Source organism: Desulfomicrobium aestuarii (assembly GCF_055385525.1).
Genome location: NZ_AP042427.1, coordinates 62,022 through 86,902, shown reverse-complemented (window position 1 = coordinate 86,902; position 24,881 = coordinate 62,022). Strand labels below are relative to the sequence as shown.

The following is a 24,881-nucleotide window of genomic DNA, read 5'->3' as shown; positions in this document are numbered from 1 at the left end:
TTAGTCGAAATCGGCCAGCAGCGCCCCGATGTGCAGCTCGTCGGTCAGGGACTGGTTCTGGTAGAGGTTCCTGATCCGCCAGGAAGCCTGCTGCAGATGCGCGTTGGTTATGCCGTTGGACAGCGCGGTGTAGGCTTCGAGAAAGGCCGCCAGGTGGTCGCAGATCTTGAGCATGCGCCCGTCCTTGGGGCAGAACCGGTCCTCGTTGTACACCCCCTGGAGCTGCTCCCAGCTGACGATGCGCGCCGCGCCGTCTTGCAGGATGGTGGCCTCGAACTCGGAGCCGACCTCGATGCCCAGGAAATACGAGAGCCGCGCCACGAGGTCGGCATACACCGAACGGTCCAGGATGGAAAAGAGGCGATGCTCGATTTCCCTGCCCTCGTATTCGCGGATCAGATCGCCGATGCCCTGCACCGAACTCTTGACCGGCGAGATGATGTCGCGGGTCAGGAGCTCCGGGATGTCGTGAAAGAGGCCGGCGTAGAAGTTGTTGTGCCGCCGCACCGGGCAGGCGCCCACGGCGATGCTGAAGAAATAGGCCAGGCAGGCCACGATGAACATGTGCCCCAGGACCGACGTCTCGGGGATGCGCGGCGTCTGGGACCAGCGCTTCTGGAACCGCAGGCGCCCGCACATGAAGGCGAACTTGCCGAGCCTGGTCCCGGGCCCCTCCAGGAGCTGGCGCACTCCGGCCAGGTCGAGGTGGGCTTCGAGGCCCTGGCGGAAGTTCTCCTCGATCTCGTCCATCTCCTCGTCCCACTGGTTCAGGTCGCGGATGAGGTGGAACTCCCAGCGGCTGGCGAAGAGATGGGCCGCGTCCAGGATGCGCGAGGCCAGGCTCTCGTCGCGGCGCACCTGGCGCTCGAAATGGGTCCCCATGGCCTCCCAGAAATCCTTGCCCAAGGGCTGGACCCTGGGCTGGAGTTCGTTCAGGACCCAGGCCGTGAGCTTTTCGTAGTGGGCCGGGTTGGCCTTGATCTGGTAGAAGATGGGAGGCTTGATGTCGGTGATGACCAGCCGGTAGAGGTAGTCGAAGATGCCGCCGCGGACGATGTCCTCGCCCAGGGCCGACTTCTCCTCGGGCGACATGCCCTGGGAGTTGAGCTCGAACAGGAGCCAGGCCGCGATCATCTTGTGGGCCTGCTTGTCCACCTCCACAAGCTCCATGGGACGCATCTTGTCGTTCCAGCGCTTCATGAAGCTACCGGAAAAAACGAGCTGAAGCAGGCCCTTGCGTATGCTGGCCACCATCGACCTCCGGGTGTTGCCGGGACCGTCCCGGCGGGTGAAAAATTTTCTTCGAAATCCTGCGAAAAATACTTTACAAGCGGGCCCAGGACAGATAGCTGATTCGTTCCTTATCCCACAAGCATTGTTTCGTTACGTTGTAGCGGTTAGAGGGGTAAAGCACAACCATTTGTGCACGTTACCACCGATTTCAAGGTTGAAAGCACCCGCAACGACACGGGTTTTACCGGCAGGAGCCACAGAAATGAAGACCTACAGCCCCAAAGCAAGCGAACTGACCCACAAATGGTACCTTGTCGACGCCAAGGACAAGGTCCTGGGCCGTCTTGCAACGGAAATAGCCACCCGCCTCCGCGGAAAGCACAAGGCCGAGTTCGCGCCGCACATGGATAACGGCGATTTCATCATTGTCATCAACGCGGACAAGATCAAAGTGACCGGGCAGAAGCCCTCCCAGAAGGTGTACTACCGTCACACCGGCTACGTGGGCGGCCTCAAGGAGACCACCCTGGAAGAAATGATGGGCAAGAGCCCCGAAACGGTCATCCACAAGGCGGTCCGCGGCATGCTCCCCAAGAGCGCCCTGGGCTACCAGCTGATCAAGAAACTGAAAGTGTACTCCGGCACGGAACACCCCCACCAGGCCCAGCAGCCTGAAGTGCTGGACATCTAAGCAGGGATGGAGAGGATTATGAGCCAAGATTTCTTCTACGGTACCGGCAAAAGAAAGACTTCCGTCTCCCGGACCAGATTGTACAAGGGCACCGGAACCATCACCGTCAACGGACGCGAGCTGGCCGACTACTTCCCCCGCGCCACGCTGCAGATGATCATCCGTCAGCCCCTCAAGCTGACCAAGACCCTTGAAAAGTTCAACATCGCCTGCCGCGTCACCGGCGGCGGCCTTTCCGGCCAGGCCCAGGCCGTGCGCCACGGCATCAGCCGCGCCCTGCTGGAGTTCGATCCGGAAATGCGCGGCGTCCTGAAGCGCGCCGGCTTCCTGACCCGCGACTCCCGCGTCAAGGAAAGAAAGAAGTACGGTCAGCGCGCAGCCCGCGCCAGGTTCCAGTACTCCAAGCGTTAATCGCCTCTTGTTTTCGAACATTCCGGGGCAGAGGTGCATGCGCACCTCTGCCTTCTTTTTTGCAAGGAGCGCCGCATGAGCAGCAAGAAGATTCAACCGGCCCTGGTGTTCGCGGATGCGGACGGCAGCGTGTACGACCACCCGGACCTGCTCATGCTCGTGCGCAGGGGCCGGGAACTGGCTTTGCCGCGCCCTGACGAGCTCATCCCCCTGCCCGAGGGCAGCGACCTCTACCTCCTCCCCGGTCGCAGCGCCCTGGGCCTGGACCCGGCCACGGGCAAGGCCGAAGCCATGGAGGAGCGGGCCGTGGCCGCCTTCGTCTGCCCGTCCTACACCCTTGCGGCCACCGCCGCCTATCTCAAGGCGGAAGGCGCGCCGAACCTGCCCCTTTTCGCCTACGGGGCGGTTGGGTTCGCCCGTGACCGCTTCTGGGTCGCGGCCACCCAGGTCGACAAGGACCGGCGCCAGGTCTTCACGGGCGTCGCCCCCGAGAGAATTTCCAAGGGCGCCGAGGACCTGCTCAAACGCTTCCCGAAAAACCGCCTCATCCAGCATCTGGCCCGCTGCGCCCTGACCTTCTGCTGCCCGGCGGCCAAGAACCTGGCCTTGGGACGCTACGAAGCCCCCCTGCCCACGGCCAGGGCCTGCAACGCGCGCTGTTACGGCTGCATCTCGCACCAGCCGGCGGGCTCGGATTTCCCCTCGCCCCAGAACCGCATCGACTTCACGCCCACCCCCGAGGAAATCGCCGAGGTCATGCTGCAGCACGCACGCCGGGCCAAGAACCCGGTCCTGTCCTTCGGCCAGGGCTGCGAGGGCGAGCCACTGACCGAGGCGGCCCTCATCGCCGAGGCCATCGGCCGCTTCCGCGCCCAGGGCGGACAGGGCACGGTCAACGTGAACACCAACGCGAGCCTCCCCGAAGCCATCCCCGGCCTGGCCAGGGCCGGTCTCGACTCCATCCGCGTCAGCCTCAACAGCGCGCGGGAGGCGGTCTACAATAGCTACTACCGTCCCCACGGCTACGCCTTCGGCGACGTTTTGCGGACCATCGCCACGGCCAAGGAGAACGGGCTGTTCGTGTCCCTGAACTACCTGTTCTTCCCCGGCGTGAGCGACACAGAGAGCGAACTGGAAGCCCTGACCGGGCTCATCTCTTCCACGAGGCCGGACTATGTCCAGATGCGCAACCTGAGCCTCGACCCGGACCTCTACCTGGGCTGCGTGGGCGACCCGACGGAACCGTGCATGGGCCTGGCCAATTTCATGAAACGGCTCCGGAAAGCCTGCCCCTGGATCAACTACGGGTATTTCAACCCGTTCCTGCGCGACGGCGAACCCGTGCTCTGGACGTAAGCCATGAACGACCGGACCAGGGGCTTTCTCAGCATGCTGGCCTCGACGCTGTTCTTCTCGGCCACCTCGACGCTCATCCGCCTGGCGCCGGGCATCGACCCGTTCAAGACGTCGCTCTTCCGCTTCGCCATCGGCCTGACCCTGCTGGGCACGGCTGCCATGAGCCGGCGCATCCGCCTCGACTTCCACAACCCGGCCCTGCTTTTCGCCCGCGGCCTGACCGGTGGGGTCTCCGTCTTTCTCTTTTTCTGGTCCATCAACGCCATCGGCCTGGGCAAGGGAACGCTCCTGAGCTACACCTACCCGGTCTTCGCGGCCATCTGGGGCGTCCTGCTGCTCGGCGAGCGGGTTTCGCCTCGCACCTGGGGCCTCATCCTGCTGTCCTTTCTCGGGGTCGCGCTGACCTCCGCGGGCCGCGGCGAGGACCTGCTGACCGCCATCGGTCTGAACGAACTCCTGGCCCTGGCCGGGGGCATGCTCTCGGGCCTGGCCATCGTCATCGTGCGCAAGCTCCGGGCCACGGAATCCTCCTACGCCATCTTCTTTTCCCAGTGCGTGGTCGGCTTCTGGCTCATGCTCATCCCGGCCAACGTCCTGCCGTCCGACATCGGCATCGGTGGCGGCTTCATCCTGCTAGGCATCGGCGTCACCGCAGCCATCGGACAGCTGCTCATGACCTATTCCTACAAGGCTCTCTCGGCGTCCCAGGGGTCCGTCATCGCCCTGGTCACGCCGGTGGCGAACATCGCCATCGGCGTGGCCGTTTTCGGGGAGACCGTCACCACCGTCAGCGCCGCGGGCATGGTCCTCGTCCTGACGTCCTGCCTGCTGATCGGCCTGGAAAAAGAGCAAAAAAAGAGGCCGCAGGGTTCTGCGGCCTTGGCAAGCGCTTGAAAGAAAGGCCGGAAACGGCCGCTATGCGCAGTTGTCGGCGGCGGGAGTGGGAAAGTCGATGCGGACCTGCTCCTCGCCCTCGGCGCGCTCGACGATCTCGCCGATGACCCAGGCATCCTGCTTCAAGGCGCCCAGACGGTGCACCACATCCACGACCACGTCCTTCTTCACGACCATGATGTAGCCGATGCCGGTGTTGAAAATCTGCAGCATCTCCTCCCAGGACAGCTTGCCCTCGGAACGCAGCCACTCGAAAACCGGGGGCACCTTCCAGGAGCCGAAACGGATCTGGGCCGTCACGCCCTTGGGCAGGACGCGCACGATGTTGTCGTAGAAGCCGCCGCCGGTGACATGGACCATGCCGTGGATTTCCCAGTCGCGCATGACGTTGCGCACGGCCTCCACATAGATGCGCGTCGGGGCCAGGAGCACCTCGGCCACGGTCTTGTCCGTGCCGGGGAAGATATCTTCGGGAGCGAGTCCGGACTGGGCGTAGAGCTTGCGGACCAGGGAATAGCCGTTGGAGTGGACGCCCGACGAGCCGAGGCCGATGATGAGGTCGCCCACGCCGATGCTCGATCCGTCCACGACCTTGTCGTTGTCGACCATGCCAACGCAGAAGCCCGAGAGGTCGTACTCGCCCTCGGCGTAGAAATCCGGCATCTCGGCCGTCTCGCCGCCGATGAGGGCGCACTGGGCCTCCTTGCAGCCGTCGACGATGCCCTTGATGACGGCCTCGGCCTTGTCGATGTCGAGCTTGCCCGTGGCGAAATAATCGAGGAAGAAGAGGGGTCTTGCGCCCTGGACGATGATGTCGTTGACGCTCATGGCCACCAGGTCGATACCCACGGTGTCATGCCGGTCGAAGAGGAAGGCGAGCTTGAGCTTCGTGCCGACGCCGTCGGTGGACGCCACCAGCACGGGGTCGTTGAACATGGACATGGACGGCTTGAAAAGGCCGCCGAACCCGCCGATATCGTTGACAACGCCCTTGGTGTAAGTCGATGCGACAAGGGACTTGATGCGGGACACGAAGGTGTTCCCCGCCTGGATATCAACCCCTGCATCCTTGTAGGCCTTGTCTCGCTGGGACATGTACATCTCCTTGTTTCTTCGCCTTCGACGAGCTATGCGTATTGAAAATCAATTTCACCGGAGGCCACGTTGCATAAACTCGTGACTGGTCTAAGTAAAGCAAAAACCCGCGCCTTGGCAAGGCTGGTCCTGGCCCTGGCCTGCTGCGCGGCGTGGGCCGCGTGGGCGTCGGATATCGTCATCGAGTCGGGCGAAGGCAAGGACACGGTCATGCAGGTCGGGCCCGGGGTCGGCAGCGGCGAAGGCGACGGGAACATGCGCATCGAATCGGACCCGGACAACGGCACCCTGATGCAGATCACGCCCCCGCCCGCGGACTACGACGCGCAACAGTACGAAGGGCCGATCATCATCGCCCCGGAAATCCGTACGAGGGGAAGGAAATGACAACACCTGCGCTGCTTTGGCGGCCACTCAAGGACGACACGGTGCAATGCCGGCTGTGTTCCCACTTCTGCCGCATCGAGGCGGGAGAAACCGGAAAGTGCGGGGTGCGCAGGAACGACGGCGGACAACTCGTCTCCCTGTCCTACGACAAAATCGCGGCCCTGAATCTGGACCCGGTGGAGAAAAAACCCCTCTTCCACTTCCTGCCGGGCAGCACGACCCTGTCCCTCGGCACGCCGGGCTGCAACCTGGACTGCGCCTTCTGCCAGAACTGGACCCTGTCCCAGCCGCCCCGCCAGGGCCTCCCCATCGAGGGGCGGGCCGTCCCTCCTAAGGAAATCGTACGCATGGCGCACACGTCCGGCGCGGCGTCCATCGCCTACACCTACTCCGAACCGACCATCTTCTTCGAACTCATGCTCGAAACCGCGACCCTGGCCCGCCGGGACGGCCTGGCCAACATCATGGTCAGCAACGGATTCCAGAGCCCCGAGTGCATCGACGCCCTGGACGGGTTCATCCAGGCAGCCAACATCGACCTCAAGTCCTTTCGCGACGAGTTCTACCGCGACGTCTGCGGCGCCCGTCTGGGGCCCGTGCTCGAAAACCTCGCGCACATGAAACGGCTGGGCTGGCATCTGGAGGTGACGACCCTGGTCATACCGGACGAGAACGATTCCGACGCGGAACTCAGGGACATCGCCCGATTCCTGCGCACGGAACTGGGCGCGGACATACCCTGGCACGTCTCGCGCTTCCACCCCTGCCACCGCATGATGAACCACCGGCCCACGCCCCTGGACACCCTGAAGCGGGCCTGGGACATCGGCCGAGCCGAAGGGCTGCACCACGTCTTCGTCGGGAACGTCCCGGGGTCGGGCCTTGAGAACACGGTCTGCCCCGGCTGCGGGAAGACGGTGGTCGAACGGTCGGGTTTCACGGTGCAGCGCAACAGGCTGCGTCTGGGAGCATGCCCGGACTGCGGGCAGGAGGTCATCCGGAAGGAGTGGGCCGGGATGCGGGAGCAGGGGCGCTAGAACTCGATTCCCCGCCGCGCCTTCCCGCCTTGGGCGTAGATGTGTTTGACCTCGGTCACGCTGGAGACGATGTCGGCCAGTTCCGTGACCCAGTCGGGCGCGCCCCGGCCGGAGAGAACCAGGTGGCAGCCCAACTCGCGGCAGCGTTCGATGAGGCCGCGCACCTCGTCTTCGAGCAGCAGCCCGTGGTTCAGGGCGTAGAGGGTCTCGTCCAGGATGAGCATGTCCACGCCCCGGTCGAGCATGTCCCCGGCCCAGGCCAGCAGGGCATCGGCCTTCAGGCGGTGCTCTGGGAACTCCGCGTCGCGGAAGAACCCGGCGCCAGAGGCCAGGAAGCGCTCGCCCAGCAGGTTCGCGAGCATTTTCTGCTCCCCGGCCTGTCCGTCCTTCTTCATGAACTGCCCGAAGGCCACCCGCAGCCCCTGCCCCAGGGCCCGCACGGCCTGCCCCACGCAGGCCGTGGTCTTGCCCTTGCCGTTGCCCGTGTAGACGATCAGCACGCGTCCGCCTCGGGCGCCGACCGGCCGGTCAGCCGGGCCACGCTGGCGCGGACCTGCTCCAGAATCTCCTCCTCGCCCTCGACCTTGCCCCCGAGCATGAGCACCCGGCCGTTGCAGATGGTCGTATCAACGCAGACGCTGCCCGCGCCGTAAATCAGGTTCGAGACGAGGTTGTGGCCCGGGACCATGCGCAGATGGTTCAGGTCCACGAGGATGCAGTCCGCGAGCATGCCCGTGGCGATGCGCCCGGCGTCGAGGCCATACATGCGCGCTCCGTTCACCGTGGCCGCGTCCAGGGCCTCCTGGGCCGGAAATACCGTCGGGTCCATGGCCGTGACCTTGGCCAGCAGGGACGCCACCTTGGCCTCCTCGACCATGTCCAGGTTGTTGTTGGAGGAGCAGCCGTCGGTGCCCAGGGCCACGCCCACGCCGTGGGCCCGCATGGCGGCGTAGTCGAATCGGCCCGAGGCGAGCTTCATGTTCGAGACGGGGCAGTGCACGACCTGCACGCCGTTTTCGGCCAGCAGCACCATCTCCCGGTCATCGACCCAAATGGCGTGGGCCAGGCTCAGGTTGGGCGCCAGAAGGCCCAGGTCGTGCAGATACTCCACGGGACGCTTGCCGAAGCGGGCCAGACAGTCCTCCACCTCCTTCCTGGTCTCGGACAGGTGGGTATGAATGAGCAGGCCGTGCTCCCGGGCGTAATCCCTTAGCCAGCACAGGGAATCGGGGGACACGGTGTAGATGGCGTGGGGCCCGAGGATGAACCGGATGCGGTCGGAACAGGACGAACTGACCTCGTGCAGGTCCATGACCTGCCTCTTCATGGCCTCGGCCCGGCCCTGGTCCTCGAAGTCGAAGAAGGCCGCGGACAGGGCCGCACGCATGCCCATCTCCTCCACGGCCCGGGCCGCGCCCTTCCAGTGCCAGTACATGTCGGCGAAGAAGGTCGTGCCGGACTTGATCATCTCAAGGCACGCAAGCCTTGCCCCCCAGTAGATGTCGTCCTCGGTCAGTTTGGCCTCGAAGGGCCAGATGTATTCGGACAGCCAGGTGTGCAGTTCCATGTCGTCGGCGTAGCCGCGGAGCAGGGTCATGGCCGCATGGGTGTGGGCGTTATGGAAGGACGGCAGGATCGCCTTGCCCGAGCCGTCGATGACCACGTCGGCCATCGCGTCGACATCCGTGCCGATGGAGTCGAAGCGGCTCCCCTTGATGAGCACGTCCACCACCTCGCCTTTCAGGCGCACCTTCCTGATCAGTATGCTCACGGGTACCTCCGATGTTTGGAGGTACCTGATAACGGCATCGCCGTGGCGTTGTCCATAGAAAGGCCTCGGTACCCTCCGCACGGGAGGAGTTGACAGTTTTGCGGCCGGGGCTATTCTCTTTTGCCTCAGGCTCGTCTATGATTTGCCACACAACGTTCACACAAGGGGCCCCGATGAAAACGACCGACACCTCCGCTTCCTCCGGCAAAGGCGCACTCTCCACGCTGCGGGGTAAGATAGCCGCGGCCGTAACGGGCCTCGTCGCCCTCAACGCCCTGGGGGTTGCCTGGACGCTGCTGACCGCCTGGGATTCCCTCCCCCCGGTCACGCGCATCGTCCTCGTCGCGCTCCTTGTCCTGGCCGGAGCGGCCGGCGTCTTCGCCATGAAGGCGCTGCAACGCGAGGCCGCCAAGGGCATGGCCGAGATCGGCGCCGTGTTCCAGAACCTCCAGGGGCAGGAGGCCGACCTGTCCTGCACCATGCAGGAGGTGGACAACCCGGACCTGCAGCACATCTCCACCTGCTACAACGCCTTCCTGGGCAGCGTGCGGGAACTGGTCGAACGCATCAGGAAGATGGGCATCGACATCGCCCTGGACAGCACGCGCATGGCCAAGTCCGTGTTCGACACCCGCAGCAAGACGTCCCGCCAGGGCACCATCGCCGAAGAAGTGGCCATGGCCAGCAACGAGGCCAACACGGCCATCGCCGAGATCGCCCAGAACACCCAGTACGTGGCCGAGAAGACCACCAGCAACCTGAACACGGCCCACAGCTCCCACGCGGAACTGCAGGACGTCACGGACAAGATCCACAGGATCAACGACATCGTCGAGTCCTTCCGCAACACCGTCGATGACCTGGGCAAGAGCTCGGCCAACATCCTGAGCATCGTGACCATCATCAACGGCATCTCGGAGCAGACCAACCTCCTGTCCCTGAACGCGACCATCGAGGCGGCCCGGGCCGGCGAGCACGGCAAGGGCTTCGCCGTGGTGGCCGAGGAGGTGCGCGAGCTGTCCAGACGCATCAAGCCGGCCACGGAGGAGATCTCCAACAACATCGCGGCCATGATCAAGATCGTCGAGCGCACCCAGGCCGAGACGGCCCAGATCCTGGACTACGCGCGGGACACGGACAGCGTGGTCACGGCGGCCACGGAAAACTTCCAGCGCATGATCGGGGATTTCGAGACGGCCAACGACCAGCTCATCAAGATCGCCGCCGCCATCGAGGAGCTCTCGACCAACAACAGCGACGTCGTGCAGAAGGTCAACAGCATCAACGCCCTGAGCCAGGAGATCGCTGCGGACATGAACGTCTCGGCCACGTCGGTGGACACGCTGAACGGGGTCACGGAACAGATGCTCGAGCTCGTGGCCCGCTTCAAGACCGGCGAGGGGAAGTTCGACGCCGTCATCGCCACGGCCAGGCAGTTCCGCGACGACTACCAGGGCCGCATCCAGGCCATGAAGGACCGCGGGGTCAACGTCTTCGACACCCAGTACAGGCCCGTGCCGAACACCAACCCCCAGAAGTTCGTGACGGCCTTCAGCGAAGCGTTCATCAAGGAAATGCAGGCCGCGGTGGACGAGAACGTCAAGAAAATCCCGGGCACGATCTACTGCCTGGCCATCGACCGCAAAGGCTACCTGCCCGTGCATCACGGAGCCGTGTCCCAGCCCATGACCGGCGACCCGGCCCGCGACCTGCTGCACAGCAGACACCAGCGCATCTACCAGAGCAACCGCACCGAGCAGCGCCGCTGCTCCCACACCGAACCGCTGCTCCTGCAGACCTACATGCGCGACACCGGCGAGATTTTGAACGACCTGTCCATGCCCATCTACGTGGACGGCAAGCACTGGGGATCCTTCATCATGGGCTTCGACCCCCGCAAGATGTTCGCCGACGGTGCCTGAGCCTGTTCCCTCACGGAAGGCCGGCCCGGCCGGCCTTCCTCACCCCTCCCGGCATTCCCCGCCCAGCCCCCGGTCCACGGTCACAAGAAAGTCCTGCACGTTGGTCAGCACCCCCCGGGCACCCAGCGACCCCCGGTTGGCCAGCTTGGTGGTCACGAAATCCGACATGTCCACGCAGTAGAAGTACACCGGCCGCACACGCCCCTGCCAGACGGCGTAGGACGGGGTCAGGTTGCCCGTGGCGATGGAGTGCAGCTGCGTGGCCAGGGCGATGACCGTGGTGGCCTCGGCGGTCACGGCGCGCATGCGGGCCTGGGCCTCGTAGGCGCCGGCGATGGTTTCGGGCAGGGGGCCGTCGTCGCGGATGGAGCCGGCCAGGACGTAGGGCACGCCCCTGGCGTGGAGGGCGTGCATGACGCCGTCGGTGACGAGCCCGGCGGCGATGGCCCCTTCGATGGAGCCGATGCCCCGCACGGCGTTGATGACGTCGAGATGGTTGTAATGCCCCAGTCGCCGACCCCGGCGGAAATAGATGTCCTGGCCCAGGGCCGAACCGAACATGCTCCCTTCGAGGTCGTGCACGGCCAGGGCGTTGCCCGCCAGGACGGCATGCACGAAGCCGCGGCGGATGAGCCCGACCATGGCCTTGCGGGCATCGAAGTCGAAGACCACGGCCGGGCCGAGGACCCAGACGATGCGGCCGTGATCCCGCTCATGGCGCAGCAGGGCGTAGAGTTCGTCGTAGTCCACGGAAAAAGCGGTCTCGCGGCTGACGCTGCGGCGGAAGGAAAACTTTTCGGCGTCCTCCCCCGCAGCCCCGAACCCTTCGGTGTGCACGAAGATGCCGTCCTCGCCGTTCTCCCCGCGCCCCACGGCCACGGCGTCGCCCCGGCGCAGGTTGCGGAATTCGCGCACGGCCACGGCCTCGCCCTCGCGCACGACGACGCAGTCCATGCGCGAGTGCGTCGGCAGGACCCAGTTGCCGGGCGAAAGATGGATGTACTCCGGAAAGATGGATGTGGCGTGATAGTTTGCCGGCGCCACACCGTTGGCCGGGGCGGGCTCGAAGCGGGCCACGGGGGCGTCCCGGAGTTCCGGGACCGAGAAATCGGGGTCGCGGTATGCGGGCAGGGTGAAGTTCATGGGCACCTCCTGTGGGACACCCATAGCAGACTTCAAGCCTTTACGGCAACGCGCCCCCCGCGGCGCAAAGCTCCAGGAAGAATGCGTGCATCCGAAGGTCCGGAGTCAACTCGGGGTGGAACGCGGTGGACAGCAGGTGTCCCTGCACGAGGGCCACGGGCCAGCCGTCGTGACGGGCCAGGACCTCCACGCCCGGCCCCGCCTCCACCACGCGCGGTGCGCGGATGAAGACGCCGGGAAGTGGTCCGCCGCCGAGGCGCCCCGGATGCAGGTCGGCCACGAAACTCTCGCCCTGCCGGCCGTAGGCGTTGCGGGCCACGGCCATGTCCATGAGGCCGGCAAAGGGCTCCTCGCCCTCCACCCGGCGGGCCATCAGGATGAGCCCGGCGCACACGCCCCAGACCGGACGCCACGCCCCGAAATCCCGCAGGGCCTTGTCCAGCCCGCCCCATGCGGCCAGGCGGCGCATGCTCGTGCTCTCCCCGCCGGGGAGGATGAGGCCGTCCAGGCCGTCGAGACCGCCGGGCGTGCGCACCAGTTCGGCACGCACGCCCAGGGTCGCGAGCATTTCCCGATGCTCGGCAAAGGCCCCCTGCAGGGCCAGGATCCCGATGCGCATCACCAGCCCCGGCCCGCGAACCTGCGTTCGCCGTCAAGGCTGCGCGCGGCGACGCCGGACATGGCCCCGCCCAGGTTTTCGCTGATGCGGGCCAGGGTCTGCGGGTCGTCGTGATGGGTCACGGCCTCGACGATGGCCCTGGCGCGCCGGGCCGGATCAGCGCTCTTGAAGATGCCCGACCCCACGAACACGCCGTCCATGCCGAGTTGCATCATCAGGGCCGCGTCGGCCGGGGTGGCGATGCCGCCGGCCGCGAAATTGACCACGGGCAGCCGCCCGAGTTCCCTGACCTGCCGGACCAGTTCCAGAGGCGCGCCGATCTCGCGGGCAAAGGCGACCAGTTCCTCCTCGGGCATGTGCCGCGCCCGCCGGATGCCTTCGCGCACGGCGCGCGCGTGGCGCACGGCCTCGACCACGTCGCCCGTGCCGGCCTCGCCCTTGGTGCGGATCATGGCCGCGCCCTCGGCGATACGGCGCAGGGCTTCGCCCAGGTCCCGGCAACCGCAGACGAAGGGCGTCCTGAAATCCTTCTTGTCGATGTGGAAGGCCTCGTCGGCCGGGGTCAGGACCTCGCTCTCGTCGATGAAGTCCACGCCCACGGCCTCGAGGATGCGGGCCTCCATGAAGTGGCCGATGCGGCACTTGGCCATGACCGGTATGGACACGGCCTCCATGATGCCGCGGATCATGCCCGGGTCCGACATGCGGGCCACGCCGCCGTCGGCGCGGATGTCCGCCGGCACGCGCTCCAGGGCCATGACCGCGCAGGCCCCGGCCTCCTCGGCGATGCGCGCCTGCTGCGGGTCGACCACGTCCATGATGACCCCGCCCTTGAACATGCGGGCCAGACCCGTGTTGAGCAATTCCTGTGTTTCCTGGTTCATGTCGTCCTCCCTGTGGATTGGACCGTCCTTGAACCAGCGGGGGCGGAAAAAGACAATAGCGGATTAATGCGGACGGAACATGGAGAAAAAATCCATATTCAGGATGCGCCCAGGGACAGCAGGTAGGCGCGCAGGTTCGCCCGGCGCGTGTCCAGGCCGAGCTTGCGGCGAATGCCGTGACGGTGGGTGTCGACGGTGGAGGTGCCGACCCCCAGGCGGGCGGCGATCTCCTTGGTTGACAGGCCTTCGCGGATGAGGTCGGCCACGCGCAGCTCGGCCGGGGTCAGATCCTGGCAGGCCGTGGACAGGCGATGCCGGAAGGGGTCCGTCAGCTCCTGCAGGCCGTGCCTGATCTCGGCCGCCAGGGGCCCGGCCTCCCCGCGGCAGGCCGTCTCCAGCCGCTCCAGGGCGGGCAGTATGCGGCGGCGGACATTGGCCAGCACGGCCCGCTCCAGTTCCTCGCGGTCCTCCTCGCGCTTGCGCAGCAGGACTTCGAGTGCGACGTTCATGCCGCTCAGCTCGGCCGTGCGCTCGCGCACCCGCTCCTCCAGCTCCTCGCTGTGGCGGGCCAGAAGCGCCTCCTCGTTCTTGCGCGCGGTGATCTCGGCCAGGGTGCCGACGTATCCGAGCAATTCCCCGTCCGGTCCGTGGACGGGCCGGGTCTGCTCCTCCACCCAGCCCATGCGCCCGCTGGGGCAGACGTAGCGGTACTCGGCCCGAAAAAGCGCGGTGCCCTCGGACACGGCCCGCGCACGCTCCCGCAGCAGCCCCGGCAGATCTTCGGCGTGAACGGTCCTGGCCCAGCCGTCGCCCAGGGCTTCGGCTTCGGAGAGCTCCATCATTTCGCAGAAGGTCGTGTTGACGAACACGCACTTGTCCTGCGCGTCGTCGAAAAAGATGCCCAGCGGCGACCCGTCCACCAGGACGCGCATCCTGGCACGCAGGCTGGCCAGCTCGGACTCCAACGCCTGCAGGCGGGCTTCAGGAGTCGGCATCGCCGCCCCCTTGCCCCCCGGAAGCACGATCCCCGCACAGGCCGACTCGGCACAGAACCGCCAGCAGTTCGGGCAGACTGACGGGTTTGGCGATGTAGTCGTCCATGCCCGCAGCCAGGAACTTCTCCCGGTCGCCGCCCATGGCGTAGGCCGTCATGGCCACGATGGGGATGCGGGACTTCGCCCCCAGGGAAGGGTCGCTCCTGATGACGGCCGTGGCCTTCACGCCATCCATGACGGGAAGCTGCACGTCCATGAGGATGAGGTCGAAATCCCCCCGGCGCAGCGCTTCCACGGCCGCGGCCCCGTCCCCGGTCCGCGTGACCAGGTGCCCAGCCTTTTCGAGCACCCGGCCGGCCGCGAACATGCTCACGGGGTCGTCCTCCACCAGCAGGATCCGCACGCCCTTGGGCGGCTGCGCGCAGATCTGGACCGCCTTGCGGGCCCCCCGGCTGCCCTCGTCCCGGCCAAGGGGCAGGGAAAAGCAGATGGTCGTGCCCATGGGCGAACTGTCCACGCACAGGCAGCCGCCCATAAGCTCCATCAGGCGCCGGACGATGGCCAGGCCGAGGCCCGCGCCCTGGTGGTGGCGGACAAAGGTTTCCTCGCCCTGCACGAAGGGCTTGAAGATGTCGTCCACGCGGTCCTCGGGAATACCGGACCCCGAATCGGCGACGCAGAAGAGCACCCTGTGCCCGTCGCCTCCCCCGTAGGGCAGGAGCCCCGCTTCGACCCGCACGTAACCGCCGGACGTGAATTTGACGGCGTTGCCGACCAGGTTGAACAGGACCTGGCGCAGCCGCGATTCGTCGCCCACCAGCCTGGAAGGTACGTCGGCCGCCACGCTGAAACCCAGCTCGATACCCTTTTCCCGTGCGGAAAGGGCGAAAAGGCCCATGACGGCGTCCTTCAGTTCGGTCAGCTCGAAAGGCCTGCTGGCCAGCGTGAGCTTGCCGGACTCGATCCTGGAAAGGTCCAGCAGGTCCGTCAGGAGCCCCGTGAGACGGCCGGCCGCGGCGGACGCCATGCGCACGAGGCGGACGTGCTCGTCCGAGAGGCTCATGGATTCGAGCAGTTGCAGGATGCCGAGGATGCCGTTCAGCGGGGTGCGGATCTCATGGCTCATGTTGGCCAGGAAGGCGGACTTGGCCACGTTGGCCGCTTCGGCGGCCTCCTTGGCATTGCGCAACTCGGACTCGTGGCGCTTGCGGACGGTGATGTCCGAGAAGATGCAGGCAAACTGCATGGGCGCCGGCCGGAAGGCCGAAACCTCGAAATACTTGTCCATGGCCTGGGAATATTCCTCGAAGAAGACCGGCTCGCCGGTCAGGGCCACGCGTCCGTAGACCTCGATCCAGGCCGGCTCGGTCGTCGGCAGGACCTCGCGCACGGTCCTGCCGACGACCTCCGAAGCCGCAAATCCGGTGATGCGCTCAAAGGCGGGGTTGACGTCCAGGAAGCGGTAGTCCGCCGGCCTGCCGCCCTCGTCGACGATGATCTCGTGCAGTGCGAAGCCCTCGGTCATGTTCTGAAAAAGGACCGTGTATCTCAGCTCCAGATTCCGCAGGGCGGTGACATCCATGACGGTGCCCAGCACCCTGACCACGCGTCCGCCTTCACGAACGGGCACGGCCCGGACGTGCACCAGCATCTTCCGCCCGTCGGTCGACGTGAACGGCAGTTCGAGGTCGAAAGGCTGTCCACCGAATCGGCAGGCATCCAAGGAGCGCTGGAAGAGCTCCCGCCCTCCGGGGTCGAAACAGGCCAGGCTGCGCCGCAGGTGCTCCTGCGAACCGGCGGGGAACTCGTCGGGCGACATGCCGTGGAGCCGGTACATCTCCCTGGTCCAGGTCATGGCCTGGGTGTCCGCGTCCCAGGCCCAGCCGCCGATCCTGCTCAGGCTCTGCGTCAGGTTGAGGAGGTCCTCGCTCTTCTGCAGGTCCTCCTGGGCCCGCTTGTACTCCAGGATGTCCCAGAGCAGGTTGCCCAGCTCGTCCAGGGTCCGCACGTCGCCGTCGTGGTAGTTTTCGGGCTTGTTGGCCACGGCCAGGATGGCCACGATCCTCTCCCCCCGCAGGACCGGCAGCAGGAGCTGGCGCACCAGCTCGGGATGCCCTGCGGGAACGCCCTTGCGGTGCGCCAGGGATGCGTAGTCGTTGTGGATGACGGGCCTGCGCTCCCGCACACAGTCGGCCCAGACCCCGGCATGGTCCATGTCGTACCGGAGATCGATGGGTGCCGTCCGGAAGCCCATGGCCATGGTCCGGGAGGACCAGGCGTACATGGACAGGGTGCGCTGGTCCTCGTTCAGGAAATGCAGGAAACCCAGCGTGCTTCCGGTCACGTCCTCGGCCTCGTCCAAGGGCTTGCGCAGCAGTTCCTTCAGGGGGTGGTTGATGGCGAACTCGCTCAGCCTCTGCCGCGCCACCAGCAGGCGTTCCCGCCGCACGCGCTCGGTCAGGTCCGCGGCGAAGGTCGACACGGCCGCGACGGAGCCGTCGGGCCCGAGGACCGGGCTCAGGCTGTGCCGCATCCAGCGTCCCAGACGCTCGTCCTCGAATGTCAGGGACTCTCCCGTGCGCAGGACGCGCTCCACGTGCGCCCGCCGCCGTTCGGCCACGTCCGGCGGCACCACGTCGTAGATGGAGCGTCCGACGCACCCGGCCACGGTCAGACCGATTCGATCGGCGAAGGTGGTGTTGCAGGTGATGATGGTCCCGTCGGTCTCGAACAGCGCCGCGGACTCTTCGATGGAGTCGAGCAGCGCAGCCAGATTGGCCTCGGATCTTTTCAGGGCCCGGACACTGTGCAGGTGTTCGGTCACATCGATGTTCGCGCCCAGAATCCCCAGGATTTCCTCTTCCCTGCGAATGGGCGCGACAATGCCGTGGAAGGCGCGTCTCTGCCCCGAGGGCACGACATATTCCACGTCATGCTCGACGACATCGCCCGCGTAGGCTCTGGCGTTGGTGGCCTTCCAGTTTTCGAGAATTTCCCCGGCAACCTCCGCCTGGTCGGGCACGGTCGCCATGAGGTCGCCCCACAGGGCCACGGACGTGTCGCTCTGCATGACGATCCGCCCGTCGTTGTCCCTGGCCCAGAAATCGAAGGGAAGGTTGCGCAGCATGGCCTGCAGCAGCGCGTCCTTGCGGCCCAGGTCATCGGCAACTTCCCGCTGGAAGGTGATGTCGAGGAAGGTGATGATGACGGCCGTCGCCGACGCGGCGGGATCTTTGAACACGGGTTCCGTGTTGATGGACAGCCAACGCTCCGTCCCTCCTCCGTCCCGCAGGCGCATGACCTGATTCCGCAGGGGCTTGCCGCGTTTCAGGGTGATCATGGACGGATGCTCACCGACCGGCCAGGCCCTCCCGTCGGGGCGGAGGCTCGTCCAGCCGCCCATCTGCGAGGAGGATGGAACCAGGCTCATTTCAAAGCTGCCGAAAATATCCCGGGCGATCCTGTTCCAGAAGCGGAAGCTCCCGTCGGCATTCTGGATGATCACCCCCACAGGAGCATTTTCCAGGAGAAAGGAAGCCGTAAGCTTCTCGTTTTCCTCCGGCCCGGGGCCGGCGCCGTCGACGCTCAGGGCCTCGAGATCCGCCACACGCCTGCGCAGCCGGGCCACTTCATCCCGCAGTTCGCCTTTCGACATCCTTTCTTCAGCCATGAACACCCCACTCCGGGCCGGTTTCTGCCGTCACTGCAAACCTTTACTCTGTCGGGCCGAACTTTCCAACAATTTTGAACGCGTGTGCCCGCCGGTCCGTTTCCGTCCTTGATCACGACCCCGGGCCGGCGTAGACAAAGGGGCAAACCACTTCCATGGAGCGTGACATGAAAACCGCTTTCGTTCTCCTCGCGTGCCTTGTGCTGGCCGCCCCGGCCCTGGCAGGCCCCTGGGTGGCCCTCGAACCTGTGGAACTCTCCGCCTCCGGCGCCAGCGCCTCCCTCCCGGTGGGCGAAAAGATGGGCAAGATCGACAACCTGCGCTTCAAGATCGACGGCGCCACCGTGCAGTTGAACGGCCTGGTGCTGGTTCCGGTCAAGGGCGACCCCATCCCCCTGAAAATCCCCGTCCAGCTCAAGGCCGGCGAGTCATCGGGCCTGATCAACATCCCCGGCCAGGCCGTGGCCATCGACAAGCTCAAGCTCGACTATCGCATCACCGACGGACGCCCGGGCACCATCACGCTGCGCGTGAAACAGGACTGACGCGGCCGGACCCGCCAATAATGGTTTACATCCGGCCCGGCGCCCTTCAGAATGGCCCTTTTTGAAGGATGCCCATGAAACACACCGTCATTGTCATCGGCGGGGGCCCCTCGGGGCTTCTGGCCGCGGCCACGGCCGCTTCGCGGGGGGCCGGCGTGACCCTGCTCGAACGCATGGACCGCCCGGGCCGGAAACTGCGCATCTGCGGCAAGGGGCGCGGCAACATCGGCAACTCGGCCCCCCTCGACGAATTCCTGACGCACTTCGGCAGGAATTTCCGTTTCCTGCGGCCGGCCCTGGCCCACTTCTTCACCCCGGACACCATCGATCTGCTCGGCAGGCTTGGCGTTCCGGTCAAGGAGGAGCGCGGCGGGCGCCTCTTCCCCGCCAGCGACAACGCCCAGGACCTCGTGGACGCCTTCGTGCGCCACGCCCGCTCCAGCGGGGCGACCATCCGCACCGGCTGCCGGGTCGGCGACATCCGGCGCCTGGCCGACGGCTTCGAGGTCCGCTTCGGCGCCCAGACCCTGAAGGCGGACAGGGTCATCCTGTCCACGGGGGGGGCCTCCTACCCGGCCACCGGCTCCACGGGCGACGGGTACGACCTGGCCCGCAGCCTCGGCCACGGCATCACCGCCATCACCCCCGCCCTCATCCCCCTGGTCACGGCCGGGGACACGGCCGCACGGCTCCAGGGCCTGTCCCTGAAGAACGTCCGCGCGGAGCTCCGGGTGGACGGGAAAAAGGCGGCAGAGCAAATGGGCGAGATGCTCTTCACGCATTTCGGGCTGTCCGGCCCCATCATCCTGACCCTGAGCAAGGCCGCCGTGCTGGCCGTGGACCAGGGCAGAAAGACCGAGGTGCTCATCGACCTCAAACCCGCCCTGGACCCGGCCAAGCTCGACGCCCGCCTGCAGCGCGACCTCAAGGAGCACGGCAAGATGCACATGGAAAACCTGCTCAAGGGGCTCATGCCGCCGAAGCTCATCCCCGTCTGCCTCGACCAGACCGGCCTGGCTGCGGACAAGGCCGCCCACCAGGTCTCGGCCGAGGAACGCAAGCGACTGCGCCTGTGGCTCAAGGAGCTGCGCTTCGCGGTCAGCGGGTACCGGCCCCTGCGCGAGGCCATCGTCACGGCCGGCGGGGTGAGCCTGACGGAGGTCAACCCCAAGACCATGGAATCGAGGGTCTGCCCTGGCCTGTTCCTGGCCGGAGAGGTGCTGGACATGGACGCCGACACGGGCGGCTTCAACCTCCAGGCTGCCCTGTCCACAGGCTATCTGGCCGGACTGAGCGCCGCCACCGCGCCCTGAGCTTGCACGCCCCTCGGGGATGGGCTACGTAGCACATGAGTACGTATCCCCAAAAGGAGCTGCACATGATGGATTTCAAGATTCCCGCACCCGGCGAACCGGCCCCGTCCTTCTGCCTGAAGAGCACCTCCGGCTCCGAGGTCCGGCTGGAAGACCACCGCGGCAAATGGGTGGTCCTCTATTTCTATCCCAAGGACAACACGCCGGGCTGCACGGTCGAGGCCCAGGAGTTCTCGGCCCTGAAGGAGAGTTTCGCGGCCCTGAACGCCGTGGTCCTGGGCATGAGCCCCGACTCGGTCAAATCCCACCAGAATTTCACGGGCAAGCACGAACTGCAGGTCGACCTCCTGAGCGACCCGGACCACCAGGTCCTGGAGCACTTCGGGGCGTGGCGCCTGAAGAAGAACTACGGCAAGGAATACATGGGCGTGGCCCGCTCGACCTTCCTCATCGACCCGGCCGGAGTGGTCCGACACGCCTGGCCCGAGGTCAAGGCCGCCGGGCACGCAGCCGAAGTGTTGGCGACGCTGCAGTCCCTGGCCTGAACCGATCGCCATGGCGCGCAACCCGAACGCCCTGCTGGCCGAGATGCGGGACCTCATGTCCGCCGTCGAGGCCAGCGCCGGCCTGGGTGATGCCCGGAGCCTGCGCACGAACCTCAAGGCCCTGGGGGCCTGGATCAGGGAGCGGATCATTCACGCCCCCTCTCCGGCCAAACGCGTGATCGACGAGAACGAGGACCTGCGCCAGCGTCTCAAGGTTTCCAAGGGCGGCTTCGACGCCATGGTGGCTTCCTACAAGGCCCTGCTGGACACCTTCGAAACCTTCCGGGGGACCATCGACCTGGTCCAGCAGGTCAAGCGCCTGGAAGACCTCCCCGCGATCCTCGATTCCATCCGCAAGCTCCGCAACCTCCACACCCTGCACCTGATCCTCGACCGGGACATCTTCGAGGGACGCATCCCGGACGGCATCAAGCACGCTCCGGCCCGGACCATCCGCGAGCGCATCAGGCAGTTCTCGCCCACGCCCCATGCGCCGCGGCTCTTCCTCGGCGAGGTCGGGCGAATCGAGACGCCGGGCTTCTTCCTTGGCCTCGAAAGCGACCCGCCGCAAGGGTCCTGCTTCATTTTCGCTCTCGGGCACAAATACCAGCAGGGCAAGACCATCGGCATCGTCTCGGCCTACGACCCCGACCCCGAGCGCTACGCCCCGGACAAGGCCACGGATTTCCTCGGTCACTTCTGCGACATCCTGGCCTGCACCCTGATCACGGCCCTGGAGCACGCCCAGCTCGAAGAGCTGACCGTGCGCGACGCCCTGACCGGCGTGAACAACCGCGCCTACCTGGAGCGGCACGCCCCGCGCATCCTGGACTTCGCCGTCCGCAAGAGCCTCCCCGTGCACCTGCTCTTCATCGACCTGAACGGCTTCAAGGCCGTCAACGACACCCTGGGCCACGAGGCCGGCGACCTGGTTCTGGTCGGGGTGGCCCGGGCCATCAGAAACATGGTGCGCAAATACGACATCTTCGTGCGCATGGGCGGCGACGAGTTCGTCATCCTGCTGCCGGACACGGATGCGGACATGACCGCGTGCTTCGTGCAGCGCCTGCGCCAGACCCTGGGCGAGATCGATGTCGCGGCCCTGTGCGGCATGGACACGCGGCTTAGCATATCGGCCTCCGTGGGCGTCAGCCGCCACAGGCCGGACCAGAGCCTGGACGAACTGATCCGCGCCGCGGACCACCGCATGTACGAGGAGAAGACCGCGCCCCGCACACAAAACCACCAACCATGCCCCGGCGGCGGCCATACCGCCATGCCGGCCGGCAAGGCGGGACCATGATCGAACTCGACATCCCCGGTTTCGGCCGCCTGACGCTGCACCACCTCGTCCTGGACTACAACGGCACCCTGGCCCTGGACGGGCGCATCCAGCCCGGCGTCCTCTCTCGCCTGACCCAGCTCGGCGCAACCCTGAACACCCACATCCTCACGGCCGACACCTTCGGCACCGTACGCTCGACCTTTGGGACGGGCGACCAGACCGTGCACATCCTCCAACCCGGCGACGAACGAAAGGCAAAGGCCGACTTCGTCCGCGCCCTGGGCCCGCAGTCCTGCGCCTGCATGGGAAACGGCAACAACGACGCGGAAATGCTCCGAGAAGCCGGCCTGGCCGTGGCCGTGCTCCAGCCAGAGGGCGTGGCCATGGCGACCCTGAACGCGGCTCACATCGTCGTTCCCGGCATCGAGGCCGGGCTGGACCTGCTCCTGCACCCTTCGAGGCTCAAGGCCACACTGCGCTTCTGATTCGCGTTCTCGCCCGATGTGAATCCACCCCTGATCGTAATGTTGATCATTACTTATTTCTTGGATAGAAAAGTACTACAATATCCGTAGTACCCACAGATGGGAGGCGCCTTGAACATTCAAGCCATCAGATTCACGACCAAGCTCTTCACAGGCATCCTGGCCATCCTGGCCCTGTCCCTTGCCCTGGTCATCGCGGTGACGACGATCGATGTCCGCACGGGACTCTTCGATCTGGGCAAGAATTCCGTCGAAAGCACTGCCAGTTCGGTCTTCAACTCGCTCAGCACGCAGGATTCCCTGCTGCAGGAAAAGCTCGCTACAGACATGATCATCCTGGAAGCCGAGCTGGAGCGGTACGGGACCTTCGACCTCGACTCGAGCTACATGCTCGACAGGACCATCACCAACCAGGTGACCAAGGCCCAGGAACAGGTCAAGATGCCGCGCCTGATGCTCGGCGGCACGGTCATGAACGGCAACACGGGCATCGTCGACAAAATCCAGCAGATGACGGGCGGCGTTGCGACCATTTTCCAGGTCGTCGACGGAAAGCTCCTGCGCGTGTCCACCAACGTCCGCATCAACGAGAGCGACCGGGCCGTGGACACCTTCATCCCCTCCGACAGCCCGGTCTACAAGACCGTCATGAACGGGGACACCTTCACCGGCAAGGCCTTCGTGGTCGACGACTGGTACGTGACCAGCTACAAGCCCGTGCGCAACGCCGACGACCAGATCGTGGCCGTCCTCTTCGTGGGGCGCAGGATTCTCACGCCGCAACTGCGGGACATGATCAACACGACCAAGGCAGCCGGAGTGGGCTACTTTTTCGTGTACACGTCCAAGGGCGACGTGCTCATCCACCCCACCCTCGAAGGCAAGAACATCTTTGAACAGCCGGGCATCGGAGAGGCCTTCCGCGGCCATAAGGAAGGATTCCTCGAATACGAGTGGAACGGCGACAGGAAGATCACCTACACCCGGTATTTCGAGCCCTGGGACTGGCATATCGCGGTCGGTCTGAACCACGTGCAGATGGTCCAGGGCATCGACCGGAAGATCGTCATCAAGACCCTCCTCGTCGGGGCGGGAGCGATGCTCTTCGGCATCCTGGTCACCATCGTGCTGGTGCGGACCATCACCCGACCGCTGAACCGCATCGCCGAACAGAGCCTCAAGGTGGCCGAAGGCGACTACACCATGACCTTCAGCCACCCAGCCCGCGACGCCATCGGCCACCTTGCAGGCGCCATGAACACCATGGTCGGCCGGACCAAGGAAATGCTCGGGGAAATCACCGCGGCGACCCAGGCCCTGGCGGCCGCGTCCACGGAACTGTCGAGCATCTCCACCCAGATGACCGCCGGGTCGAACCAGACCGCGACCATGGCCAACGCCGTCAGCAGGGCCACGGCCGGCGTCACGGACAACATGACATCCGTGTCCGCGGCCATGGAGCAGGCCGCCATCAACATGAACACCGTGGCGGCAGCGGCCGAGGAAATGTCGGCCACCATCCAGGAGATTGCCCAGAACTCCGAACGGGCCAAGAACACGACGTCGAGCGCCGTGGTCAAGGCGCAGGGGGCTTCGGGACGGGTCAACGAGCTCGGCGAGGCGGCCCGGGAGATCAACGCCGTGACCGCGACCATCACGGCCATCTCCTCCCAGACCAACCTGCTGGCCCTGAACGCCACCATCGAGGCGGCCCGCGCCGGCGAGGCAGGGCGCGGCTTCGCCGTGGTGGCCAACGAGATCAAGGAACTGGCCCAGCAGACGGCCCACGCCACCGAGGACATCCGGGACCGGATCTCCGCCATCCAGTCCGTGACAACCCAGACCGTGCACGACATATCCGACATCAGCGGAGTCATCGGCGAGATGAACGACATCGTCGGCACCATCGCCGCGGCGGTTGAGGAGCAGTCCGTGACCACCCGAGACATCGCCGAAAACGTCGGCCAGGCCTCGGCGGGCATCACGGAGATCAACTCCAACGTGGCCGCCAGCTCGGCCATGACGCGCTCCGTGAGCCAGGACATCGAAAAGGTCCGCGCCGCGTCGGACGAGATGACGACCAGCAGCCAGACCGTTCAGACAAGCGCAGCCGAGCTGTCCCGATTGGCGGAACGTCTGCGCGAACAGGTCTCACGTTTCAAGATCTAGACCGGCACACATCGGGGCGGCCGGCCAATGCGGCCGCTCCGATGCCCACTTCCGCATCGAAACATTCCGACAAAATCCCGCAAAAAAGTGTTTGACAAAGGCCGGAGCTCTCCATAGAAGCGTCTTCTCGTGTCGGGATGTAGCGCAGCCTGGTAGCGCACTTGAATGGGGTTCAAGGGGCCGGAGGTTCAAATCCTCTCATCCCGACCACAACGAAAGCCCACATAGCTCAGTTGGCAGAGCGCGTCCTTGGTAAGGACGAGGTCAGCAGTTCAATCCTGCTTGTGGGCTCCAGGTGTCAAGCCGGTCTTAGGACCGGCTTTTTTTGTGCCACTCCTGTGCCACTTTTTTGGGTGAAGCATTAGGAAGCAACAGGAAAGCAGGCTATTTGCTCGGACCACTTCTTGCTAAAGACTTACCCAAATTTTTTC

General features: G+C 65.7%; 22 protein-coding genes and 2 tRNA genes. 15 read left to right on the top strand and 9 right to left on the bottom strand.

Annotation, left to right across the window (positions count from 1 at the left end; translation table 11 throughout):
• Positions 1-1,251, bottom strand: coding sequence for an HD domain-containing protein (locus ACZ5AC_RS00400; RefSeq protein ID WP_464248996.1), 1,251 nt, complete (start codon positions 1,249-1,251; stop codon positions 1-3).
• Between the two features lie 244 nt (positions 1,252-1,495).
• Between ACZ5AC_RS00400 and rplM the strand changes: the two genes are divergently transcribed.
• From rplM to ACZ5AC_RS00380, 4 genes are all read left to right on the top strand, one after another.
• Positions 1,496-1,924 (top strand): 50S ribosomal protein L13, encoded by a 429-nt coding sequence (rplM, locus tag ACZ5AC_RS00395; RefSeq protein WP_464248995.1) that lies wholly within the window; start codon positions 1,496-1,498, stop codon positions 1,922-1,924.
• Between the two features lie 18 nt (positions 1,925-1,942).
• Positions 1,943-2,335 carry a 30S ribosomal protein S9 gene (gene rpsI / locus ACZ5AC_RS00390; protein WP_464248994.1) on the top strand — a complete coding sequence of 131 codons (393 nt, stop codon included), beginning with the start codon at positions 1,943-1,945 and terminating at the stop codon, positions 2,333-2,335.
• A gap of 75 nt (positions 2,336-2,410) precedes the next feature.
• Entirely contained in the window at positions 2,411-3,691 is a 1,281-nt protein-coding gene (locus ACZ5AC_RS00385; protein WP_464248993.1) for a radical SAM family protein, read from the top strand.
• 3 nt (positions 3,692-3,694) lie between these two features.
• Entirely contained in the window at positions 3,695-4,585 is an 891-nt protein-coding gene (locus tag ACZ5AC_RS00380; RefSeq protein ID WP_464248992.1) for a DMT family transporter, read from the top strand.
• A gap of 21 nt (positions 4,586-4,606) precedes the next feature.
• On the opposite strand, the gene purM is transcribed toward ACZ5AC_RS00380, so the two are convergent.
• Positions 4,607-5,680 (bottom strand): phosphoribosylformylglycinamidine cyclo-ligase, encoded by a 1,074-nt coding sequence (purM, locus tag ACZ5AC_RS00375; protein ID WP_464248991.1) that lies wholly within the window; start codon positions 5,678-5,680, stop codon positions 4,607-4,609.
• A 69-nt stretch (positions 5,681-5,749) separates the two neighbouring features.
• Here purM and ACZ5AC_RS00370 point away from each other — a divergent pair, with 69 nt between their 5' ends.
• Together ACZ5AC_RS00370 and amrS are read left to right on the top strand one after the other, a co-directional pair.
• A complete protein-coding gene (locus ACZ5AC_RS00370; protein WP_464248990.1) occupies positions 5,750-6,067 on the top strand; it encodes a hypothetical protein in 318 nt (105 codons plus the stop codon).
• Positions 6,064-7,104, top strand: a complete 1,041-nt coding sequence (gene amrS / locus ACZ5AC_RS00365) for an AmmeMemoRadiSam system radical SAM enzyme (RefSeq protein ID WP_464248989.1) — start codon at positions 6,064-6,066, stop codon at positions 7,102-7,104. The genes ACZ5AC_RS00370 and amrS overlap by 4 nt, the downstream gene beginning before the upstream one ends.
• On the opposite strand, the gene ACZ5AC_RS00360 is transcribed toward amrS, so the two are convergent.
• Together ACZ5AC_RS00360 and ACZ5AC_RS00355 are read right to left on the bottom strand one after the other, a co-directional pair.
• Positions 7,101-7,604 carry a cob(I)yrinic acid a,c-diamide adenosyltransferase gene (locus tag ACZ5AC_RS00360; RefSeq protein ID WP_464248988.1) on the bottom strand — a complete coding sequence of 168 codons (504 nt, stop codon included), beginning with the start codon at positions 7,602-7,604 and terminating at the stop codon, positions 7,101-7,103. The two genes, amrS and ACZ5AC_RS00360, sit on opposite strands and share 4 nt — an antisense overlap.
• Entirely contained in the window at positions 7,598-8,875 is a 1,278-nt protein-coding gene (locus tag ACZ5AC_RS00355; RefSeq protein WP_464248987.1) for an amidohydrolase, read from the bottom strand. Before ACZ5AC_RS00355 ends, ACZ5AC_RS00360 begins: the two co-directional genes overlap by 7 nt.
• Positions 8,876-9,048: 173 nt before the next feature.
• On the opposite strand from ACZ5AC_RS00355, the gene ACZ5AC_RS00350 reads away from it, so the two are divergent.
• Positions 9,049-10,797 carry a methyl-accepting chemotaxis protein gene (locus ACZ5AC_RS00350; protein WP_464248986.1) on the top strand — a complete coding sequence of 583 codons (1,749 nt, stop codon included), beginning with the start codon at positions 9,049-9,051 and terminating at the stop codon, positions 10,795-10,797.
• A gap of 39 nt (positions 10,798-10,836) precedes the next feature.
• Here the strand turns inward: ACZ5AC_RS00350 and ACZ5AC_RS00345 are convergent, their stop codons facing one another.
• The 5 genes from ACZ5AC_RS00345 to ACZ5AC_RS00325 all read right to left on the bottom strand — a co-directional run bounded on the left by ACZ5AC_RS00345 (position 10,837) and on the right by ACZ5AC_RS00325 (position 18,108).
• Positions 10,837-11,940, bottom strand: a complete 1,104-nt coding sequence (locus ACZ5AC_RS00345) for a putative NPN-dependent ornithine cyclodeaminase (protein ID WP_464248985.1) — start codon at positions 11,938-11,940, stop codon at positions 10,837-10,839.
• Positions 11,941-11,980: 40 nt separating this feature from the next.
• Positions 11,981-12,559, bottom strand: coding sequence for a pyridoxal 5'-phosphate synthase glutaminase subunit PdxT (gene pdxT / locus ACZ5AC_RS00340; RefSeq protein WP_464248984.1), 579 nt, complete (start codon positions 12,557-12,559; stop codon positions 11,981-11,983).
• Positions 12,559-13,443, bottom strand: coding sequence for a pyridoxal 5'-phosphate synthase lyase subunit PdxS (gene pdxS / locus ACZ5AC_RS00335; RefSeq protein ID WP_464248983.1), 885 nt, complete (start codon positions 13,441-13,443; stop codon positions 12,559-12,561). Before pdxS ends, pdxT begins: the two co-directional genes overlap by 1 nt.
• 98 nt (positions 13,444-13,541) lie before the next feature.
• Positions 13,542-14,438: a PAS domain-containing protein gene (locus tag ACZ5AC_RS00330; protein WP_464248982.1), complete on the bottom strand. Its 897-nt coding sequence runs from the start codon at positions 14,436-14,438 to the stop codon at positions 13,542-13,544.
• Positions 14,425-18,108 carry a PAS domain S-box protein gene (locus tag ACZ5AC_RS00325; RefSeq protein WP_464248981.1) on the bottom strand — a complete coding sequence of 1,228 codons (3,684 nt, stop codon included), beginning with the start codon at positions 18,106-18,108 and terminating at the stop codon, positions 14,425-14,427. Before ACZ5AC_RS00325 ends, ACZ5AC_RS00330 begins: the two co-directional genes overlap by 14 nt.
• Positions 18,109-18,275: 167 nt before the next feature.
• Here ACZ5AC_RS00325 and ACZ5AC_RS00320 point away from each other — a divergent pair, with 167 nt between their 5' ends.
• The 8 genes from ACZ5AC_RS00320 to ACZ5AC_RS00285 all read left to right on the top strand — a co-directional run bounded on the left by ACZ5AC_RS00320 (position 18,276) and on the right by ACZ5AC_RS00285 (position 24,744).
• On the top strand, positions 18,276-18,653 hold the full coding sequence (locus ACZ5AC_RS00320; protein WP_464248980.1) for a hypothetical protein: 378 nt from the start codon (positions 18,276-18,278) through the stop codon (positions 18,651-18,653).
• 74 nt (positions 18,654-18,727) lie between these two features.
• Positions 18,728-19,966 (top strand): BaiN/RdsA family NAD(P)/FAD-dependent oxidoreductase, encoded by a 1,239-nt coding sequence (locus ACZ5AC_RS00315; RefSeq protein WP_464248979.1) that lies wholly within the window; start codon positions 18,728-18,730, stop codon positions 19,964-19,966.
• A gap of 65 nt (positions 19,967-20,031) precedes the next feature.
• Positions 20,032-20,511, top strand: coding sequence for a thioredoxin-dependent thiol peroxidase (gene bcp / locus ACZ5AC_RS00310; RefSeq protein ID WP_464248978.1), 480 nt, complete (start codon positions 20,032-20,034; stop codon positions 20,509-20,511).
• Positions 20,512-20,521: 10 nt separating this feature from the next.
• Positions 20,522-21,814, top strand: a complete 1,293-nt coding sequence (locus tag ACZ5AC_RS00305; RefSeq protein ID WP_464248977.1) for a sensor domain-containing diguanylate cyclase — start codon at positions 20,522-20,524, stop codon at positions 21,812-21,814.
• Positions 21,811-22,281, top strand: a complete 471-nt coding sequence (locus tag ACZ5AC_RS00300; RefSeq protein WP_464248976.1) for an HAD family hydrolase — start codon at positions 21,811-21,813, stop codon at positions 22,279-22,281. The genes ACZ5AC_RS00305 and ACZ5AC_RS00300 overlap by 4 nt, the downstream gene beginning before the upstream one ends.
• A gap of 111 nt (positions 22,282-22,392) precedes the next feature.
• Entirely contained in the window at positions 22,393-24,450 is a 2,058-nt protein-coding gene (locus ACZ5AC_RS00295) for a methyl-accepting chemotaxis protein (protein ID WP_464248975.1), read from the top strand.
• Positions 24,451-24,583: 133 nt separating this feature from the next.
• Positions 24,584-24,660, top strand: a tRNA-Pro gene (locus ACZ5AC_RS00290).
• Positions 24,661-24,668: 8 nt separating this feature from the next.
• Positions 24,669-24,744: transfer RNA gene (locus ACZ5AC_RS00285), tRNA-Thr, on the top strand.
• Positions 24,745-24,881 lie beyond the last annotated feature (137 nt).

Excerpts from the sequence above, each read along its gene's own strand:
- rplM (WP_464248995.1), top strand. The coding sequence starts at position 1,496 with ATGAAGACCTACAGCCCCAAAGCAAGCGAACTGACCCACAAATGGTAC.
- rpsI (WP_464248994.1), top strand. The coding sequence starts at position 1,943 with ATGAGCCAAGATTTCTTCTACGGTACCGGCAAAAGAAAGACTTCCGTC.
- ACZ5AC_RS00385 (WP_464248993.1), top strand. The coding sequence starts at position 2,411 with ATGAGCAGCAAGAAGATTCAACCGGCCCTGGTGTTCGCGGATGCGGAC.
- ACZ5AC_RS00380 (WP_464248992.1), top strand. The coding sequence starts at position 3,695 with ATGAACGACCGGACCAGGGGCTTTCTCAGCATGCTGGCCTCGACGCTG.
- purM (WP_464248991.1), bottom strand. The coding sequence starts at position 5,680 with ATGTCCCAGCGAGACAAGGCCTACAAGGATGCAGGGGTTGATATCCAG.
- amrS (WP_464248989.1), top strand. The coding sequence starts at position 6,064 with ATGACAACACCTGCGCTGCTTTGGCGGCCACTCAAGGACGACACGGTG.
- ACZ5AC_RS00350 (WP_464248986.1), top strand. The coding sequence starts at position 9,049 with ATGAAAACGACCGACACCTCCGCTTCCTCCGGCAAAGGCGCACTCTCC.
- ACZ5AC_RS00345 (WP_464248985.1), bottom strand. The coding sequence starts at position 11,940 with ATGAACTTCACCCTGCCCGCATACCGCGACCCCGATTTCTCGGTCCCG.
- pdxT (WP_464248984.1), bottom strand. The coding sequence starts at position 12,559 with ATGCGCATCGGGATCCTGGCCCTGCAGGGGGCCTTTGCCGAGCATCGG.
- pdxS (WP_464248983.1), bottom strand. The coding sequence starts at position 13,443 with ATGAACCAGGAAACACAGGAATTGCTCAACACGGGTCTGGCCCGCATG.
- ACZ5AC_RS00330 (WP_464248982.1), bottom strand. The coding sequence starts at position 14,438 with ATGCCGACTCCTGAAGCCCGCCTGCAGGCGTTGGAGTCCGAGCTGGCC.
- ACZ5AC_RS00325 (WP_464248981.1), bottom strand. The coding sequence starts at position 18,108 with ATGGCTGAAGAAAGGATGTCGAAAGGCGAACTGCGGGATGAAGTGGCC.
- ACZ5AC_RS00320 (WP_464248980.1), top strand. The coding sequence starts at position 18,276 with ATGAAAACCGCTTTCGTTCTCCTCGCGTGCCTTGTGCTGGCCGCCCCG.
- ACZ5AC_RS00315 (WP_464248979.1), top strand. The coding sequence starts at position 18,728 with ATGAAACACACCGTCATTGTCATCGGCGGGGGCCCCTCGGGGCTTCTG.
- bcp (WP_464248978.1), top strand. The coding sequence starts at position 20,032 with ATGATGGATTTCAAGATTCCCGCACCCGGCGAACCGGCCCCGTCCTTC.
- ACZ5AC_RS00305 (WP_464248977.1), top strand. The coding sequence starts at position 20,522 with ATGGCGCGCAACCCGAACGCCCTGCTGGCCGAGATGCGGGACCTCATG.
- ACZ5AC_RS00300 (WP_464248976.1), top strand. The coding sequence starts at position 21,811 with ATGATCGAACTCGACATCCCCGGTTTCGGCCGCCTGACGCTGCACCAC.